We start from the raw sequence: 15,711 nt of genomic DNA on the forward strand, positions 1-15,711 counted from the left end.
TTTTATTCTTGTCGTAAAGTGCGCAAGTCAGCGTCGTTAACGGGTCATGGGTAGCTGACGTAGACATCGCTGAGCAGATCAGCCAACTGAGGTTTTGGATCTGACTTGGCCAGCCGCACGGCGTCTTCGATCAATTGCTCGACTTCCTGATCAATGACAGTCAATTGGGCCCGCTCCAGCCAGCCGTTTTCGATGCAGCGCTGGCTGAACTGCTCCAGACAATCGTTGGCTTCGCGCAGGTTCTTCACTTCGTCCGGGGCACGGTAGGTTTGGGCATCGCCTTCGAAGTGGCCGTAATAGCGGGTCAGTTTCACTTCCACCAGGGAAGGCCCTTGCCCTGCCCTGGCGCGCTCGATGGCAGCACCCGCTGCGGCGTGTACGGCGAAAAAATCGAACCCGTCGACGGTGACGCCTGGCATCCCGAAGCCGATGGCCCGATCGGCAATGTCCTTGCAGGCTACCGACCAGTTGGAGGCCGTGGCTTCGGCGTAGCCGTTGTTTTCCGCAACGAAAATGCACGGCAGGTTCATGATCGAGGCCAGGTTCATGGCTTCGAATACCGCGCCTTCGTTGGAGCCGCCATCACCGAAAAACACCACGGCAACACCTTGCGTCCCTTTGAGCTTGGCGGCCAGCGCGGCACCCGCTGCCAGGGGCGCGCCTGCTCCCACAATGCCGTTGGCGCCCAGCATGCCCTTCTCCAGATCGGCAATGTGCATCGAGCCACCCTTGCCGCCGCACACGCCGGTTTTCTTGCCGTAGATTTCCGCCATCATCCCGTACACATCGACGCCTTTGGCGATGCAGTGGCCGTGGCCCCGGTGATTGGAGGCAATGCAGTCATCGTCGTTGAGGTGGGCCATCACGCCAGCGGCACTGGCTTCTTCGCCGGCATATAAATGTACGAAACCGGGAATCTCGCCGGTGGCGAACTCCACGTGCAGACGCTCTTCGAAATCACGGATGGTGCGCATCACTTTGTAAGCATGCAGCAACTGATCGGTGGACAGGTGAGTGGACATATTGTTGTTCTCCAGGTTGTCTCGACACTCGGGCCGGATAATTCCAGCCCGATGGACAGAGCAAACACGGGGCCAACCTGTGCCATTTTCCGCCTGAAGCCCGTGCCAGAGCCCTTGAACGGCTTTGCAAAACAGTGTTGGGCGGATCAGGATGAGACGCTGCATCTCGGCATATCGCCCTGATCGGTGGAACACTGAGACGCTGCGTCTCAGCGATGGGTGGCCGTGGCTGCGACTTGTCGTCGTCATGGGTTGGGCGCTTAATAGCCGCCATAACAACAATGATCGAGAACCGGAGGCCCTATGCTCGCCGCGAACTCCAGAGCCCACGTGGATTGCGTCAGTCGGGTGGTCAAAAACGCTGGCCGCCTGCCCCAGGCGCCCGTGCCGCCGCTGATTTACGACTCCTGGCGACGCTCCATGGAACAACACCATCTCGACCCCGGCTCGCTTCAGGGGCCGCGCATTCTCTCCACCACGCTGCTCAAGGAATGCCGTGACCGGGCCGAGTTGTTCCTGCGGGTTGCCAGCGAAGAAGTCGCGCAACTGCATGCCAGGGTGCGGCACGCCGACTATTGCGTGCTGCTCACCGATGCTCAGGGCCAGACCATTGATCATCGGGTGGATTCAGCGATTCGCAGCGATTGCCGCAAGGCCGGTCTGTACCTGGGCACCTGTTGGTCCGAAGCCGAAGAAGGCACCTGCGGCGTCGCCACGGTATTGACCAGCAAGGCGGCGGTCACGGTGCATAAGCGCGACCACTTTCGCGCTGCCTTTATCGGGCTGACCTGCTCGGCCGCACCGGTCTTCGACCCGCAAGGCGAACTGCTCGGTGTTGTGGATGCCTCCGCGGTCCAGTCCCCTGATGACCGCCGCAGCCAGCATTTGATTCGGCAGATGGTGGCGCTGAGCGCCCGCTCTATCGAAAACGCATTCTTCATGCACAGCGCCCAAGGCCATTGGGTGCTGCAGGCCCATAGCACGCAGGGCTATGTCGACAGCCAGCCTGATCTGCTGCTGGCCTGGGACCGTGATGGTCGCCTGCAAGGCATCAACAGCAAAGCGCGTCAGGCGCTGCGTCTGCGTTTTGGGCGTTTACCCGAGCACATCAGCGAAGTCTTCGATATCGACGCCTTACGTCATGCGGTCGACGAGGCGCCACAGGTGCTGAACTGGCAAGCCGGTGCTGACACGCTACAAGTACGCGTCAGCGCCCCGCGCCTCAAACCCGGAAACCGGGTGCCCATGTGCGTGGCCGATGACGGCACCCGGCTGGACCCGCGCATGGCGGATAACCTGCGTCTGGCGGTGCGGGTCAAGGATCGTAATCTGCCGATCCTCATTCAGGGCGAGACGGGCACCGGCAAAGATGTTTTCGCCCGTCAGGTTCACGATCACAGCGCACGCAAGCGTGAACCGTTCGTGGCGCTGAACTGCGCGGCAATCCCGGAAAGCCTGATTGAAAGCGAACTGTTCGGTTATACGGCAGGCGCGTTTACCGGTGCATCCAGCAAGGGGATGAAGGGTTTACTGCTGCAAGCCGATGGCGGCACGCTGTTTCTCGATGAGATCGGAGACATGCCCCTGACCCTGCAAACCCGCTTGCTGCGCGTCCTGGCCGAAGGTGAAGTCGCCCCGCTTGGGGCATCGCGTCGCGAGCGTGTGGACATACAGGTGATTTGCGCCACCCACCGGGACCTCAGCACCATGGTGCGCAACGGGGAGTTTCGCGAAGACCTGTATTTCCGCCTCGGCGGTGCGCGCTTCCAACTGCCGCCGCTGCGCGAACGCAGCGACCGCCTGACGTTGATCAACCAGTTGCTGGCGCAGGAAAACCAGAATGCCACCCTGCCCGTCGGCATGAGCGCGGCGACCCTGGAACGCCTGCTGAGCCATGGCTGGCCGGGTAATATCCGGCAGTTGCGTCATGTACTGCGTTACGCCTGTGCCGTATGCGACGGTGGAACCATTCAGATCGACGACCTGCCGCCGGAATTCCAAGGCCCGTCGCCTGTTGCCGGGCCGCTGATGCAGGACGCTGTCAGCCCGCAACGTCAGGTATTGCTGGACGCGCTGATTCGCCATCGCTGGCAACCCCGGGAAACCGCCCACGCCCTGGGCATATCACGGGCCACGTTGTATCGCCGGGTGAATCAACACGGGATCGAGATGCCGCGCACGCAGCATCGCAATCACGTAATCGAGATCGGTGGCCGTTAGCGGTACACCATCCCGCCATCGATCAACGGCGCCTGCCCGGTCATGTAGTCCGCATCCGGACCGGCAAGGTAGGACACGAAACCTGCCACGTCGTCCGGAGTTTCAGCGCGTCCCAGGGCAATACCGCCGACGTACTTTTTGTACGTTGCCCCGACGGCCGCGCCGGTAATGTCGGCCATGCGCTGATCGATCTCCACCCACATGTCCGTACCCACCACGCCCGGGCAGTAGGCATTGACGGTGATGCCATCGCTGGCCAGCTCTTTCGCGGCCGCCTGGGTCAACGCACGGACGGCGAATTTGGTCGCCGAGTAAACGCCCAGCAGCGCGAAGCCTTCATGGCCCGCGATGGAACAGGCGTTGATGATCTTGCCGGGCTGTCCGAGGGCTTTGAATTTCTTGCCCGCGGCCTGAATGCCCCAAAGCACGCCTTGCACGTTGATCTTCAGAATCCGGTCGACCTGTTCAGGCGTGACTGAAAGCAGCGACTCCACCTGGGCCACGCCCGCGTTGTTGACGATGATGTCAAAGCCACCCAGCGTGATGTACGTGTGTTCAACGGCGGCGACGACCTGATCCAGCTGCGAAACATCGGCCACGAACACGGTGGCCTTGCGCCCCAACCCAGCGATTTCTTCGGCCACCTGGTTGATCTTCGTCGCATTGATGTCAACCAGCGCGACATCGGCACCGTCGCGAGCCAGACGCAAGGCGATGGCCCTGCCAATGCCCTGACCGGCCCCCGTTACCAACGCGACTTTTCCGGCAATGCTCATAACGTTCTCCTTTTAATGGATAGGAGACGCTTGTATGGAAGGTTCCGCAGGTGCCGTCGAGGGCTTTTGCAATTGGCGCAATCCCTGAGACGCAACGTCTCATTATCTGCCTGACGACTTGCCCGGTCTCTGGACCAGACAGCCGTCGCAGAGCAATTGATTTGAACTTCCCGCTCATGCGCGTGCCGACTCTATAAGCGTCGGGCATCCCGCCTGACGATTCTGGAGACCTCACCCATGCCAGATGCACAGGGAAAAATCCGTTACGCAGTCGTCGCCGGAGGCTGGATTTCTCAAGGGGCGTTCATGCCTGGCGTCGATCAGACCGATAACTCGGTCATGACCGCGCTCGTGACGGGCGACCCGATCAAGGCGGACGGGCTGGCCGAACTCTACGACCTAAAAAGTTATCACTACGACGAATTTGACACCCTGCTCAAGTCCGGCGAAATAGACGCAATCTACTTGGCAACGCCCAATTTTCGTCACCGGGAATTCGCCGTACCGGCGCTGGAAGCCGGCATTCACGTGCTGCTGGAAAAACCCATGGCCACCAGCGAGCAAGACTGTCTGGCGATCACTGAAGCGGCCAAGCGCTCCGGCGCCAAGCTGATGATTGCCTACCGCCTGCATTTCGAGCCAGGCATGGTGGAAATGGTCAGCCGGGTCCGGGCCGGAGAAATCGGCGACCTCCGGTTGTTCACCTCGACCTTCGCGCAGATCACCAAGCCTGCCAACCATCGCATGCAAAGTGGTTATTGGGCGGGCCCTGCCGCTGACATGGGGCCTTATCCCATCAACGCGGTTCGCAACCTGTTTGACGCCGAGCCCGTGGAAGTCCATGCGGTCGCAATCCATACCCCGGGTCGGGAAATCAATACCCCGGACACCGTCTGCGTGACCTTGCGTTTCCCGGAGGAGCGTCTGGCGCAGTTCACCGTCAGCTACAGCCTGCCGGGCACCCAGCGTTTCCAGTTGATCGGTACCGAAGGCGAATTCGAAGCCTCGCCGTGCTACGGATTTGGAGAAGGCGTAGCGATCAGCTACCGCGCCATCATCGACGGCAAGACTCAGGAACACACCCACCCGGTGGTGGATCAGTTCGGCGGGGAAACCCAGTATTTCTCGGATTGCATCCTGCAGAACCGTGAACCCGAGCCCGATGGTGACGAAGGCTGGCGCGACGTGCGGGTACTGGCGGCCATCGAGCGCTGCCTTGAAACAGGCCAGGCACAAACCCTCGAACCGTTGCCCGACAGGCCCGGCATCGGCGTGGAACAGGCCCGGCGTCTACCGCTGGCAAAGGTGCCGAAATACATCAACACGGATGAGCCGAATGAGTAATCCGTTGCTGCCTGGGGCCTGATACGTCGAGCTCAAGGCAGGCGATTGGAACAATGGGAGGCCGCGATCAGGTGCGCGCTGATCGTGCCTCGTAGCGCGCCAGGCCCAATTCCGATAAGGCATGACGCGACAAAATGCCACGGCCGTTCAGGCCACCAGTTGTCTGATGACCCTGTATCGGCCCTAGTTCGAAAAAAACATTTGTTCTAAAATGTTTCCATACCGGCAAGCGGATGCGGAAACGAACATCAATGACCCTCAAGGTCAGCGAATTCGAATCCCGGCGACTTGACCCGAATCATAAAAAGAAAGCCCGTCATCGACGGGCTTTCTGCGTTTTCGGCATCCGATATTTTTCGCTGCCCTGCCCGACTGACCGCATTTTCGAAATCGCCGCCGCAGGGCGTCGCTGCTCATTTTTTCAACGTTGAGGTAATTCCATGTTGCGCCTTGTTGTAGCTCACCTGTTCCAGTGGTTCAAACGTCTCGCTTCCAGTGCAGTTTCGCGCAACGGCCGTGACGACAATCACTCGCAAGACTTTTCCCGGGAAGACGAGGGTGGCCGCTGGACGTTTATCTCCATCGTGATGGTATTGACCTTGAGTCTCTACACCGTGGCCGGCCTGGGTTACTACGCCAAGGTTCACGTCTGGGACGGCTTCACCGAGCAGCAGAAGGAAAACATTACCCAGGCCATGATCGTCAGCAGTCAGAGTCTCTGACGTCCACGCACACTCGCCTGCGGGAGCGTCGTTCCCACAATCAACCCGATTCCCCAACGGGACGAAATCGATTGCAGGTGAGCAGGATTCCTGAGAAAAAGCCGCCCTCTCTCCAGGTTTCCAGAGCACCGCCATGAACGAAGAGTTATTGATTACAGATGTCCGCACCGGTGACGGTAAAGAAGTGGTCAAAGGCGCCTTGATCACGACCCAGTACACCGGCTTTCTTGAGGACGGCACGGTGTTCGACTCTTCTTACGAACGAGGCAAGCCGTTCCAGTGCGTCATCGGGACTGGTCGCGTGATAAAAGGCTGGGACCTTGGCTTGATGGGCATGAAAGTCGGCGGCGTACGCACCTTGTATGTGCCGGCTCATCTGGCTTACGGTGATCGAACAGTGGGCGCTCACATCAAACCGGGTTCGAACTTGCGGTTCGAAATCCAGTTGCTGGAAGTCCTGACACGGGACGATTGAATCAGCGTCGCTGCGTGCCCTGCGTCCTCGCTACCCTTGCCAGCCATGCCTGACCAAGGGTAGGTGTGCTCCCCCGGGAACCGCGTGTTTCTCGCAAACTTCAATTGCTTGTTCGGACAGAAAAAGCGATGCTTTCGCGGCTTCGATTGCAGGTATTCACGAAAGGAACAGGAAAAGGGTATGGCCCTGAACAAACCCACCCAGGAGCTCAAGCGCCATCTGAAAGGAACGGCCGCCAACCTGGAGAGCACTGCCAATGAAATACTCAGGCTTGCCGAGCAAATGTCTGAAGTCGACGTCACCGCGATTCTGCAATTGGTCAACCGCCTGTATGGCGATGCCGACCAGCTCAAAGCGTACGCTGACGAAGTAAAGGCCAAGCGCATCGTACGCAACAAGGCACTTTAGTCCGTCTTCGTGCGCTTGAATTTCGAACGTCTCGCTCCTGATCCACCGGTCAACGCAGAGAACCGCCGATGCTGCCCTCCCCCGTCAGAAGGACTGTAAGCCCCGCTCACTTGCACATGCAGAAATGGCGCGGGCGCATAGGCATGTCGCTGGCGGCCGCCCTTTCAGTGCTGGCGGGCATGACCGATGCTATCGGATTCATGGCCACCGGTGACTTTGTCTCGTTCATGAGCGGGAACACCACACGGCTGGCGGTCGCCATCAGCGATGCCGATATCGGCACGACGGCCCGATTGTCGCTGGCCATAGCCACCTTCGTTCTGGGTAATGCGTTGGGTATCGTCGTCGCCCGCCTCGGCGGCCGGCGCGCCCTGCCCTTGTTGCTGAGCATCGGCATGTTGTTATGCGTGGCAGCCGCGTGGCCCCTGGATTCGCGGATCGGGACGGTCGTCGCCGCCATTCTGGCAATGGGAATGCTCAATGCGGCGGTGGAACAAGTGAACGGCCTGCCCGTGGGGCTGACCTATGTGACCGGTGCCCTGTCGCGCTTTGGACGCGGCTTCGGCCGCTGGATGCTCGGCGAACACCGCGACGGCTGGCGCGTGCAGTTGGTGCCCTGGACCGGGATGTTCATCGGCGCCGTGATCGGCGCCATCCTGGAACAACGCATGGGCCTCAACGCCATGTTGATCTGCGGCATGCTGGCGGCGTTACTGGGGCTGCTGTCTCTGAAAATCCCCCACCGCTGGCAACGCCGCTACATGCCTCGTTAAGAGGACTCAGGCCGGCAATACATGGGGCGCGTCGAGTCTTTCCTTGAGTCGATGGGCGAAAGCCAGGGCGTCCTCCATGCTGCGGAACGTCACTTCATAGTCGTTGATCACCACCAGCCAATCACTGCCGTAGGCGGCTTTTTCGATTTGCATTGTCATGCTGTAGTCCTCTTGATGTGTCCGGCTTGATCGGCGATTCGTAACTTGCGCAACAGATCGCGTTTTTTGCTGCGGTGGGCCTGCATGCGCAACAGCAGGTCGTTCAGCGTGCTCATGGCGTCGAGGATGTGCGGGCCTTTGTTAAGCATGACGCACTCGGCGCGAACACCCATGGCGGCGTCGGTGATTTCCGCCCGGGTCGCGGCGCCCGTCTTGGCCAGGGTTTCGAGGACCTGGGTTGCCCAGATCACCGGCACATGCGCGGCCTCGCAGATGCACAGGATTTCTTCCTGCAGTTCTGCGGTCCTTTCGAATCCATTTTCAACCGCCAGATCACCCCGCGCGATCATGACGCCCAGACGCGGGCTGTGCATTCCGGCCATCAACAGCGCGGCGAGGTTTTCGAAGCCCTGGCGGGTTTCAATCTTGAGCACCACGCCCAGATGTTCGGCATTGAGACGCTGCAAGTGGGCGAACAATGATTTGACGTCCTCCGGGCTGTTCACGAATGACATCTCGACCACGTCCGCATGTTGGCAGGCGAACTCCAAGGCGTCGATGTCGTCCTGGGACAATGCATCGAGCTTGAGGTCGCTTTCCGGAAGGTTGATGCCCTTGTCGCTCTTGAGCTTCACACCGCCCGGGGCATGGGTAATTCGTATGTAAAGCGCGTCATCGTGGATGGACTGGATCTTGCCGCCGATCTTGCCGTCGTCGAACCAGATGGGCTCGCCGGGGCGCACGTCCTGGAATACCCCCGGCAAGGTGCAGCCTATGCTGGCCGGGGTCAGTACTTTGCCCTCCGCATCGAAAACGGCGGGATGGCCGCTGTCCAGATCAGAGGTCAGCATCAAGATGTCGCCTTCCTGCAGGGGAATGCTTTGCTCTTGCACCGGCACGCTGATCACCCGTGCGGATTTTTTGCGACCTTTGGATTTTTTAAGGCTGAGCGTTATGCCGGGTATCACATAGGCTGTCTTGTGTAGCTCAACCCAGCAGCCCTCCTCCTCCACGTCGATGACCTGCAGGGTACGCCTGGAATCACGGGCATCATCGAACACCAACTCATCACCGGCCACCAACTGTGCCAGCCATTTGCCCGGTAGTCGCAAGACGAATGCTGATTCGGGGTGGGCATCGCCTGCTGAACTCAGCCAGACCCTGGCGGGTGTGGTCGTGCGCCCGAACAGGTCCTTGGTCGGGCGGATTCTGAGCACAGCCGGGCCCGGCTGGATCTGGCCGGTGCGCAATTTGGGGCCGGCCAGATCCATCATGACCTGACAGGTTTTACCGAGTTTATCGGCCGCGCTGCGGGCGTTCTCGATCATCGCCAGCCAGGTTGCCTGATCGTCGTGGGCGCAGTTGATTCGCTGACAATCCATCCCGGCTTCCAGCAAGTCACGCATCAGTTGGGGATCGGTTGCGGCCTCGCTGGGCATGGTCACCATGATGCGTACACCGCGTTCCGGCCCCTGCCCGCCGAACAAGGCATCGGCATGGGCAACGAGCAATCGCTCACCCACCTCCCCGAGCACGGCTCCGCTTTCGCCGGACGGAACCGAATCCGGCGCGAGACGTTGCAGCACTTCAATGACTCGGTCCACTGACGCCAGCGCGTTGGCCTCACAGCGCCCCAGAGACGAAAGCCCCAGCTCGACCAATTGGTGCTGCAAGGGACGAATGTCGTGGCGGCGCAGCGCCAGGTAGCTCAGCAGATTGCGGGCGCTTTCAATGTAGCTGGGGTGCAGGTGCATGGTTTCGATGGGGGCCCGGGCGGCCGCTTCCATCTTGACCCGCAAAAAACAGAGGCGTCGCAGGGCTGCCTGGATCTTGCGATCATCCAGTACATTGAATTCGGGTTCTATGACTGTCATGGCAAGCACTCGGGGCGAATGAGAAAGCCAGGAAAACGCAGACCGGCGCATCACCACGCGTCAGCTAACCGCGGACCGACTCGTCGACGTGACGCAGAACATGACGTTAGTGCCTGAATGTGACCGTATTCTTACCCCGCACGTTTGAAGTGCAGAATCCATCGCCCGGTCGGACCGACGGCTGCTCCGCTACGGCCCGTTACGTGCGAAGTGACTGCCTGTAATCAAACCGCCACCAATCTATGGTTTAAGTAGGCCCAAATTACTGCCCTCAATTGTGAGTTCGGAGTCTGCGCATGTATGTGTTTTCGAAAACAATAACCACCGTTTTCGTGGGACTGGCACTCAGTCTCGGGGTAGGCCTTGGGGGCAGCGCCCAGGCGGCCGATGAGGTCGTCGGCGCAGGGTCTACGTTTGTCTTTCCGGTGCTTTCCAAATGGGCGGACGAGTACAACCGCAAGAGCGGCACACGCGTCAACTATCAGTCCGTGGGCTCAGGTGCCGGGATCGCCAAGGTCAAAGCCGCTGAAGTCGACTTCGGGGCCAGTGACAAGCCACTCAAGTCCGAAGACCTCGCGCAATCGGGCATGATCCAGTTTCCGCTGGTATCGGGCGGCATTGTTCCAGTGATGAACCTGACATCCGTTGCACCCGGCTCACTGAAGTTCACCGGTGCACTGCTTGCCGATATTTTCATGGGCAAGATCACTCAGTGGAACGACCCGGCCATCGTCGCGCTGAATCCGACCGCTGTGCTGCCGAAAAAAGCCATCACCGTGATTTACCGCTCGGACAGCTCCGGCACCACTTACAACTGGGTGAACTACCTGTCCAGAGTCAGCCCGCAATGGAAAGAGAAACTCGGTGACGGCGCATCGACGAAGTGGCCGGTGGGGCTCGGGGCTCAAGGCAGCGAGGGCATCGCCAACTACGTGAAAAAAGTGCCCAACTCCATCAGCTACATCGAATATTCCTACAGCAAGCAGTACAAGCTCAATTACGGTCTGGTGCAAAACAAGGCGGGCAATTACGTGACACCCAATCTGGCCAGTTTCCAGGCCGCGGCAGTTGCGGCTGACTGGGCCCAGGCAAAGGATTTCAACCTGCTGATGGTCGATGCCGAGGGCGAGAACGCTTACCCGATCACCGCCACCACGTTTATCGTCATGCCTAAGCAGGCTGCCAATGCTGCTCGTGGCCTCGCCGCGCGGGATTTCTTTAAATGGGTTCTGGAAGAAGGCCAGCCGCAAGCCACCCAACTGGATTACGCACCGCTGCCTGATTCGTTGGTCAAGCAGATCGAAGCCTATTGGACAGCCAATCTGGTCACGCCGTAACCCACTGCACCGCTGGCTCGGCCCGTTGATGCGGTCGAGCCGGTTCTCATCGCGGAGCTGAGTTATGATGCGCCATCATTCTCAAAGCCCGGAACCCGCTCGATGCCCAGTCTGTCCACGACCCCTCAAACCCGCGGTTGGTCGTTCTGGTGGAAACCCCTTCTGTTTCTGGCCGTTGCGGTCATCGGGCTTTACTACGTCAAGTGGTCGCCCTATTACCTGAAATCCTTTATCGCAGCTGACAGCCACAGTATTGGCGCATCGATCATCAACGATCAGCTGACATCGCCGATTGCGGCTGCGCTGGCCTATGCGAAGGTGTATTTCCTGGCGATCTGGAAAGCAGCAGTACTGGCCGTGATCCTGGGCTCCCTGCTGCAGGTGCTGATTCCTCGGGACTGGTTGCTGCGCCTGTTTGGCCGCGCCGGGCTGGGTTCAACCTTGCGCGGCGGGCTGTTCGGCCTGCCCGGCATGATGTGCAGCTGTTGCGCAGCGCCCGTGGCAGCCAGTATGCGCCGACAGCAAGTATCGGTCGGCGCCGCCCTGGCCTTCTGGATCGCCAATCCCGTGCTCAACCCCGCAACGCTGGTGTTCATGGGGTTTGTGCTGGGCTGGGAGTTCTCGGCGTTGCGGCTGGTGGCCGGGTTGATCCTGGTGGTGGGTGTTTCATTGATCGCCCAACGGATCTCGCGCCCCGAAGCGGTTCCCGCGCAAGCGTTGCAAGCGGCAGAAGACGCCAATGAAGTCGAGCACCAAGCCTTTTTCAGCCGCTGGGGACGCACACTCTGGCAGCTGTTCTGGAGCACCATCCCGATCTACGTGCTGGCCGTACTGATACTGGGCGCGGCGCGGGTGTGGCTGTTTCCGCACATCGACGTCTCCATCGGCAACAGTTGGGTCTGGCTGGTGATACTGGCCTTCGTCGGCACGCTGTTCGTGATTCCCACTGCCGCGGAGATTCCGATTGTGCAGACCATGATGACCCTGGGCCTGGGCACCGGTCCGGCGGTCGCCCTGCTGATGACCCTGCCCAGCGTGAGCCTGCCGTCGTTGCTGATGCTGCGTAAATCCTTCGACACCCGGGTGCTGGTGACGGTCGCTCTGCTGACCATGCTGGTCGGCGTGATCAGCGGGTTGCTGGCGATAGTGTTGCTGTAACCGCTGCTACCCGGGTTTTCAGGCAGCCCGATCCCGGCGCCCTTGCAAGTACTGCAACACCGCGCCGTGATCGCCCGCGAACTCGATACGCGCACCTTTGCTGTCGCGCTGGAAAGCGTACATCGGGTCGTAGTATTCCCCCAATAGCCCGGCAATCCAGCCGCGATGCTCATCCACTGTCCCGGATTTTTCCTGCTCGATCAGGGCGCGGTCCATGATGGCCGCCAGACGCTGGTAGCGTTCGCCGCCCAGGCGCTTGACGATACTGGCCAGGCTTTCCCGCAAACGCGCGGCAAACACGCTGAAGCCCTGCTCCACGCCATGCACCTGAATGAACTCGGCACACAGATCAACCACATAATCGGTAAGAATCCGCTCGACCCGCAGCTCAAAACGCTCTTCAAGCCACACCAGCGGGTATTGCTGCATGCCCCGGAACAGACCCAGGGGAATGGCTCGACTGCCCACCACGCGGCCTTCGTCTTCCAGCACGAACTGAGTCGCGCCAGCCGCACGCTTTTTAAGGATGTCGACCGCCAGAGCATTCTCGAAGCTGATCTGCGCCGGTTGGGGAGTGGCGTGTTTGCCGAAGCTCGACCCGCGATGATTGGCATGCCCTTCCAGGTCCAGCGCATTGCCGAGGCGGGTCAGCACCTGGGTCTTGCCCGATCCGGTCAGACCGCCAATCAGGACAAAATCGCATTCGGCCACGGCGACATCGGTCACGTTGATCAGATAGGTGCGCAACGCCTTGTAGCCACCGATGACCCGCGGATACTCGATGCCGGCTTCGTCCTTGAGCCATCGCTGCGTGAGCTGTGAACGCAGGCCGCCCCGAAAGCAATACAGGAAGCCCGTCGGATGCGAACGCGCAAATGCGCTCCAAGCATCGATGCGCGCTTGCTTGGTCTGCCCGCAGACCAGACGATGGCCCAGCTCGATGGCAGCCTGCTGGCCTTTTTGTTTGTAACAGGTGCCGACCTGTTCGCGCTCCAGATCGTTCATCAACGGCAGATTGAGGCTCTGTGGAAAGGCACCTTTTTCAAACTCAACCGGGGCGCGAACATCCATAAGGGGAACATCGTCAAGGAACAGGTCACGCAGGTCGGTGCAGTTGTCGCGCATCAAACCACCTCGACCGCGTGACGCTGTCGCGAGATGAACTCGCCGATCACGGCCAGTTCAAGGCCCAGCTCCTCGGCCAGCGCCAGAAACGATGCCTGGGCTTGAGGTTGCACCGCCACCAGCAGGCCGCCACTGGTTTGCGGGTCGCACAAGAGCAGCTTCTGGGCATCGCTCAAGGTGGTGATGCGCTCGCCATAACTGTCGAAGTTACGCAGCGTGCCGCCGGGTACGCAGCCTTGCTCAAGGTAGAAGTCAACACTGGGCAGGCGCGGTACGGCGGCGTAATGCAGGCGTGCGGTCAACTGGCTGCCGTCCGCCATTTCCACCAGATGGCCGAGCAGCCCAAAGCCGGTGACATCGGTCATGGCCGTGACGCCTTCAAGCTTGCCGAATCGGCTGCCGGGCTTGTTGAGGGTGCACATCATGTCCCGCGCCACACCCTGGTCTTCGATGCGCAACAGGCCTTTTTTCTCGGCGGTGGTCAGAATGCCAATCCCCAAGGGTTTGGTCAGGAACAGCTTGCAGCCTTCAGTCGCGGTGTCGTTGCGCTTCATGTAGCGTTTTTCCACCAGGCCCGTTACCGCCAGGCCGAAGATGGGCTCCGGGGCATCAATCGAATGCCCGCCAGCGAGTGGAATGCCGGCAGCATCACACATGGCACGCCCGCCACGAATCACTTCCCGGGCAATTTCCGGGGCCAGCAGATTGACGGGCCAGCCAAGAATAGCAATGGCCATCAACGGGTCGCCGCCCATGGCATAGATGTCGCTGATAGCGTTGGTGGCGGCGATGCGGCCGAAATCGTAAGGGTCGTCGACGATGGGCATGAAGAAGTCCGTGGTGGAGACCACGCCGCGCTCGTCATCAATGGCGTAGACCGCTGCATCGTCCCGAGACGTATTGCCCACCCACAGTTTGGGGTCCAGGTTTTGCGCGCCACTGCCCGCCAGGATCACCTCCAGAACCTGAGGGGAGATCTTGCAGCCGCAACCTGCGCCGTGGCTGTACTGGGTCAGACGGATGGGCTCGCTCATACATGCACCTCTCAAGATCAAGCCGGCAATCTTAACAGAGGCCACGGACCAACCGGACGTCCCCGACAAACGATGCCCAAACCCGCGCACCACCGGCGCGGAACGTTTAACATGTCGCGTTTTTGCACACTGATCCCACGCCCATGACCCCCGAAGCACTCGTCACCCTGAGGCAACACCTGCTCGCCGCGCTGGACACAGCGCCTGATGAAACGCGGCGTCTGTTCCATGGCCGTGGGCGCATGTGGCCGGGGCTGGAACACCTGACTGCCGACTGGCTGCAAGGCGTGTTGCTGGTATCGCTGTTCCGTGAACCTGCGCCAGCGGAGCTGGAGTCGCTGACGCAGTTGCTCAACGAATTGCCCCACAGCCCTCAATGGCAGCGCAGCCGGGCCCACACCCTGCTGCTGCAATATCGCTATCTGCCGCAAAGCCCGACTCAATGGCTAACCGGGGACAAGGTCGATGAATGGCTGATCAGCGAAAACGGCCTGCGCTTCAAGGTCGACCTGGGCAAGAAACAGAACTGCGGATTATTCCTGGACATGCGCTATGGCCGGGACTGGGTGCGTGCCCAGGCCCAAGGCAAGCGTGTGTTGAACCTGTTCGCCTATACCTGTGGCTTCTCGGTGGCCGCCATTGCGGGTGGCGCCGAACACGTGGTCAATCTGGACATGGCCAAGGCCGCCCTGAGTCGCGGACGCGACAATCATCGACTCAATGGCCACGACTTGAGTCGCGTGAGCTTTCTCGGGCACGAGTTGTTCAAATCCTGGGGCAAGGTCAAACGATCCGGCCCTTACGACTTGATCATCATTGATCCGCCCTCTTTTCAGCGCGGCAGCTTTCTGCTGGACAGGGACTACCAGAAAGTTCTGCGCCGCATGCCGGAGCTTCTGGTGCCCAACGGGCAATTGCTGGCCTGCATGAACGACCCAAGCCTGGGGTCTGACTTCCTCATCCACCACACCGCCATCGAGGCGCCCGGCCTGCACTTTGAACAACGCCTGGAAAATCCGCCTGAGTTTCCCGATTCGCAGATTGAAGGAGGACTTAAAGCGCTGGTATTCAAACATTCAACGCTGGATGACATTGATTAACATTCAATGAGCGGCCCATAACTTTAGGGTGCGCATATTTTATAAAACAGGATCCAATTCAAGTTGGACACTTAGCAAGCTTAACAACATTATTAATTAGCAAGCTCAGCAACTTGATCACCCCTTCCCATTAAAGTTTTCTTGCTGTCAGTCGATGGCAAGGAAAGGGTCACTGCGTTCGCGT

General features: G+C 60.1%; 15 protein-coding genes. 9 read left to right on the forward strand and 6 right to left on the reverse strand.

What is annotated here, in order from left to right; all coding sequences use genetic code 11:
- Positions 1 to 44: 44 nt before the first annotated feature.
- A complete protein-coding gene (locus ACP7B0_RS04455; RefSeq protein WP_426139694.1) occupies positions 45 to 1,022 on the reverse strand; it encodes a thiamine pyrophosphate-dependent dehydrogenase E1 component subunit alpha in 978 nt (325 codons plus the stop codon).
- Positions 1,023 to 1,325: 303 nt separating this feature from the next.
- Between ACP7B0_RS04455 and ACP7B0_RS04460 the strand changes: the two genes are divergently transcribed.
- Positions 1,326 to 3,242, forward strand: a complete 1,917-nt coding sequence (locus ACP7B0_RS04460) for a sigma-54-dependent Fis family transcriptional regulator (RefSeq protein ID WP_426139695.1) — start codon at positions 1,326 to 1,328, stop codon at positions 3,240 to 3,242.
- Here the strand turns inward: ACP7B0_RS04460 and ACP7B0_RS04465 are convergent.
- Complete coding sequence (locus tag ACP7B0_RS04465) at positions 3,239 to 4,018, reverse strand: acetoin reductase (RefSeq protein ID WP_426139696.1); 780 nt, start codon at positions 4,016 to 4,018, stop codon at positions 3,239 to 3,241. The genes ACP7B0_RS04460 and ACP7B0_RS04465 overlap by 4 nt on opposite strands.
- 237 nt (positions 4,019 to 4,255) lie before the next feature.
- Between ACP7B0_RS04465 and ACP7B0_RS04470 the strand changes: the two genes are divergently transcribed.
- The 5 genes from ACP7B0_RS04470 (at position 4,256) to ACP7B0_RS04490 (ending at position 7,740) form a co-directional block, all read left to right on the forward strand.
- Entirely contained in the window at positions 4,256 to 5,362 is a 1,107-nt protein-coding gene (locus tag ACP7B0_RS04470) for a Gfo/Idh/MocA family protein (RefSeq protein WP_426139697.1), read from the forward strand.
- Positions 5,363 to 5,802: 440 nt separating this feature from the next.
- Positions 5,803 to 6,084 carry a hypothetical protein gene (locus tag ACP7B0_RS04475; RefSeq protein WP_426139698.1) on the forward strand — a complete coding sequence of 94 codons (282 nt, stop codon included), beginning with the start codon at positions 5,803 to 5,805 and terminating at the stop codon, positions 6,082 to 6,084.
- Positions 6,085 to 6,217: 133 nt separating this feature from the next.
- Positions 6,218 to 6,559: an FKBP-type peptidyl-prolyl cis-trans isomerase gene (locus ACP7B0_RS04480; RefSeq protein WP_426139699.1), complete on the forward strand. Its 342-nt coding sequence runs from the start codon at positions 6,218 to 6,220 to the stop codon at positions 6,557 to 6,559.
- A gap of 180 nt (positions 6,560 to 6,739) precedes the next feature.
- Positions 6,740 to 6,967 carry a hypothetical protein gene (locus ACP7B0_RS04485; protein ID WP_426139700.1) on the forward strand — a complete coding sequence of 76 codons (228 nt, stop codon included), beginning with the start codon at positions 6,740 to 6,742 and terminating at the stop codon, positions 6,965 to 6,967.
- 68 nt (positions 6,968 to 7,035) lie between these two features.
- Positions 7,036 to 7,740 (forward strand): YoaK family protein, encoded by a 705-nt coding sequence (locus tag ACP7B0_RS04490; protein WP_426139701.1) that lies wholly within the window; start codon positions 7,036 to 7,038, stop codon positions 7,738 to 7,740.
- Between the two features lie 6 nt (positions 7,741 to 7,746).
- Here the strand turns inward: ACP7B0_RS04490 and ACP7B0_RS04495 are convergent, their stop codons facing one another.
- Positions 7,747 to 7,899 (reverse strand): hypothetical protein, encoded by a 153-nt coding sequence (locus ACP7B0_RS04495; RefSeq protein WP_426139702.1) that lies wholly within the window; start codon positions 7,897 to 7,899, stop codon positions 7,747 to 7,749.
- Positions 7,896 to 9,773: a pyruvate kinase gene (locus tag ACP7B0_RS04500; protein ID WP_426139703.1), complete on the reverse strand. Its 1,878-nt coding sequence runs from the start codon at positions 9,771 to 9,773 to the stop codon at positions 7,896 to 7,898. Before ACP7B0_RS04500 ends, ACP7B0_RS04495 begins: the two co-directional genes overlap by 4 nt.
- Before the next feature lie 296 nt (positions 9,774 to 10,069).
- Between ACP7B0_RS04500 and pstS the strand changes: the two genes are divergently transcribed.
- Complete coding sequence (gene pstS, locus ACP7B0_RS04505; protein WP_426139704.1) at positions 10,070 to 11,110, forward strand: phosphate ABC transporter substrate-binding protein PstS; 1,041 nt, start codon at positions 10,070 to 10,072, stop codon at positions 11,108 to 11,110.
- Positions 11,111 to 11,212: 102 nt separating this feature from the next.
- Complete coding sequence (locus ACP7B0_RS04510; RefSeq protein ID WP_426139705.1) at positions 11,213 to 12,268, forward strand: permease; 1,056 nt, start codon at positions 11,213 to 11,215, stop codon at positions 12,266 to 12,268.
- Between the two features lie 18 nt (positions 12,269 to 12,286).
- Here the strand turns inward: ACP7B0_RS04510 and mnmH are convergent, their stop codons facing one another.
- Together mnmH and selD are read right to left on the reverse strand one after the other, a co-directional pair.
- Positions 12,287 to 13,393, reverse strand: a complete 1,107-nt coding sequence (gene mnmH, locus ACP7B0_RS04515) for a tRNA 2-selenouridine(34) synthase MnmH (RefSeq protein WP_426139706.1) — start codon at positions 13,391 to 13,393, stop codon at positions 12,287 to 12,289.
- Positions 13,393 to 14,427 (reverse strand): selenide, water dikinase SelD, encoded by a 1,035-nt coding sequence (selD, locus tag ACP7B0_RS04520; RefSeq protein WP_426139707.1) that lies wholly within the window; start codon positions 14,425 to 14,427, stop codon positions 13,393 to 13,395. The genes mnmH and selD overlap by 1 nt, the downstream gene beginning before the upstream one ends.
- A 143-nt stretch (positions 14,428 to 14,570) precedes the next feature.
- Between selD and ACP7B0_RS04525 the strand changes: the two genes are divergently transcribed.
- Positions 14,571 to 15,527: a class I SAM-dependent methyltransferase gene (locus tag ACP7B0_RS04525; RefSeq protein WP_426139708.1), complete on the forward strand. Its 957-nt coding sequence runs from the start codon at positions 14,571 to 14,573 to the stop codon at positions 15,525 to 15,527.
- Positions 15,528 to 15,711 lie beyond the last annotated feature (184 nt).

This window comes from Pseudomonas sp. DWP3-1-2 (assembly GCF_049896285.1).
GTDB lineage: Bacteria > Pseudomonadota > Gammaproteobacteria > Pseudomonadales > Pseudomonadaceae > Aquipseudomonas.

Bases quoted from the DNA above. Each gene is read 5' to 3' on its own strand.
- ACP7B0_RS04495 (WP_426139702.1), bottom strand. From the start codon at position 7,899: ATGACAATGCAAATCGAAAAAGCCGCCTACGGCAGTGATTGGCTGGTG.
- ACP7B0_RS04475 (WP_426139698.1), top strand. From the start codon at position 5,803: ATGTTGCGCCTTGTTGTAGCTCACCTGTTCCAGTGGTTCAAACGTCTC.
- ACP7B0_RS04490 (WP_426139701.1), top strand. From the start codon at position 7,036: ATGCTGCCCTCCCCCGTCAGAAGGACTGTAAGCCCCGCTCACTTGCAC.
- ACP7B0_RS04525 (WP_426139708.1), top strand. From the start codon at position 14,571: ATGACCCCCGAAGCACTCGTCACCCTGAGGCAACACCTGCTCGCCGCG.
- ACP7B0_RS04480 (WP_426139699.1), top strand. From the start codon at position 6,218: ATGAACGAAGAGTTATTGATTACAGATGTCCGCACCGGTGACGGTAAA.
- pstS (WP_426139704.1), top strand. From the start codon at position 10,070: ATGTATGTGTTTTCGAAAACAATAACCACCGTTTTCGTGGGACTGGCA.
- ACP7B0_RS04500 (WP_426139703.1), bottom strand. From the start codon at position 9,773: ATGACAGTCATAGAACCCGAATTCAATGTACTGGATGATCGCAAGATC.
- ACP7B0_RS04470 (WP_426139697.1), top strand. From the start codon at position 4,256: ATGCCAGATGCACAGGGAAAAATCCGTTACGCAGTCGTCGCCGGAGGC.
- ACP7B0_RS04510 (WP_426139705.1), top strand. From the start codon at position 11,213: ATGCCCAGTCTGTCCACGACCCCTCAAACCCGCGGTTGGTCGTTCTGG.
- mnmH (WP_426139706.1), bottom strand. From the start codon at position 13,393: ATGCGCGACAACTGCACCGACCTGCGTGACCTGTTCCTTGACGATGTT.
- ACP7B0_RS04465 (WP_426139696.1), bottom strand. From the start codon at position 4,018: ATGAGCATTGCCGGAAAAGTCGCGTTGGTAACGGGGGCCGGTCAGGGC.
- selD (WP_426139707.1), bottom strand. From the start codon at position 14,427: ATGAGCGAGCCCATCCGTCTGACCCAGTACAGCCACGGCGCAGGTTGC.
- ACP7B0_RS04460 (WP_426139695.1), top strand. From the start codon at position 1,326: ATGCTCGCCGCGAACTCCAGAGCCCACGTGGATTGCGTCAGTCGGGTG.
- ACP7B0_RS04455 (WP_426139694.1), bottom strand. From the start codon at position 1,022: ATGTCCACTCACCTGTCCACCGATCAGTTGCTGCATGCTTACAAAGTG.
- ACP7B0_RS04485 (WP_426139700.1), top strand. From the start codon at position 6,740: ATGGCCCTGAACAAACCCACCCAGGAGCTCAAGCGCCATCTGAAAGGA.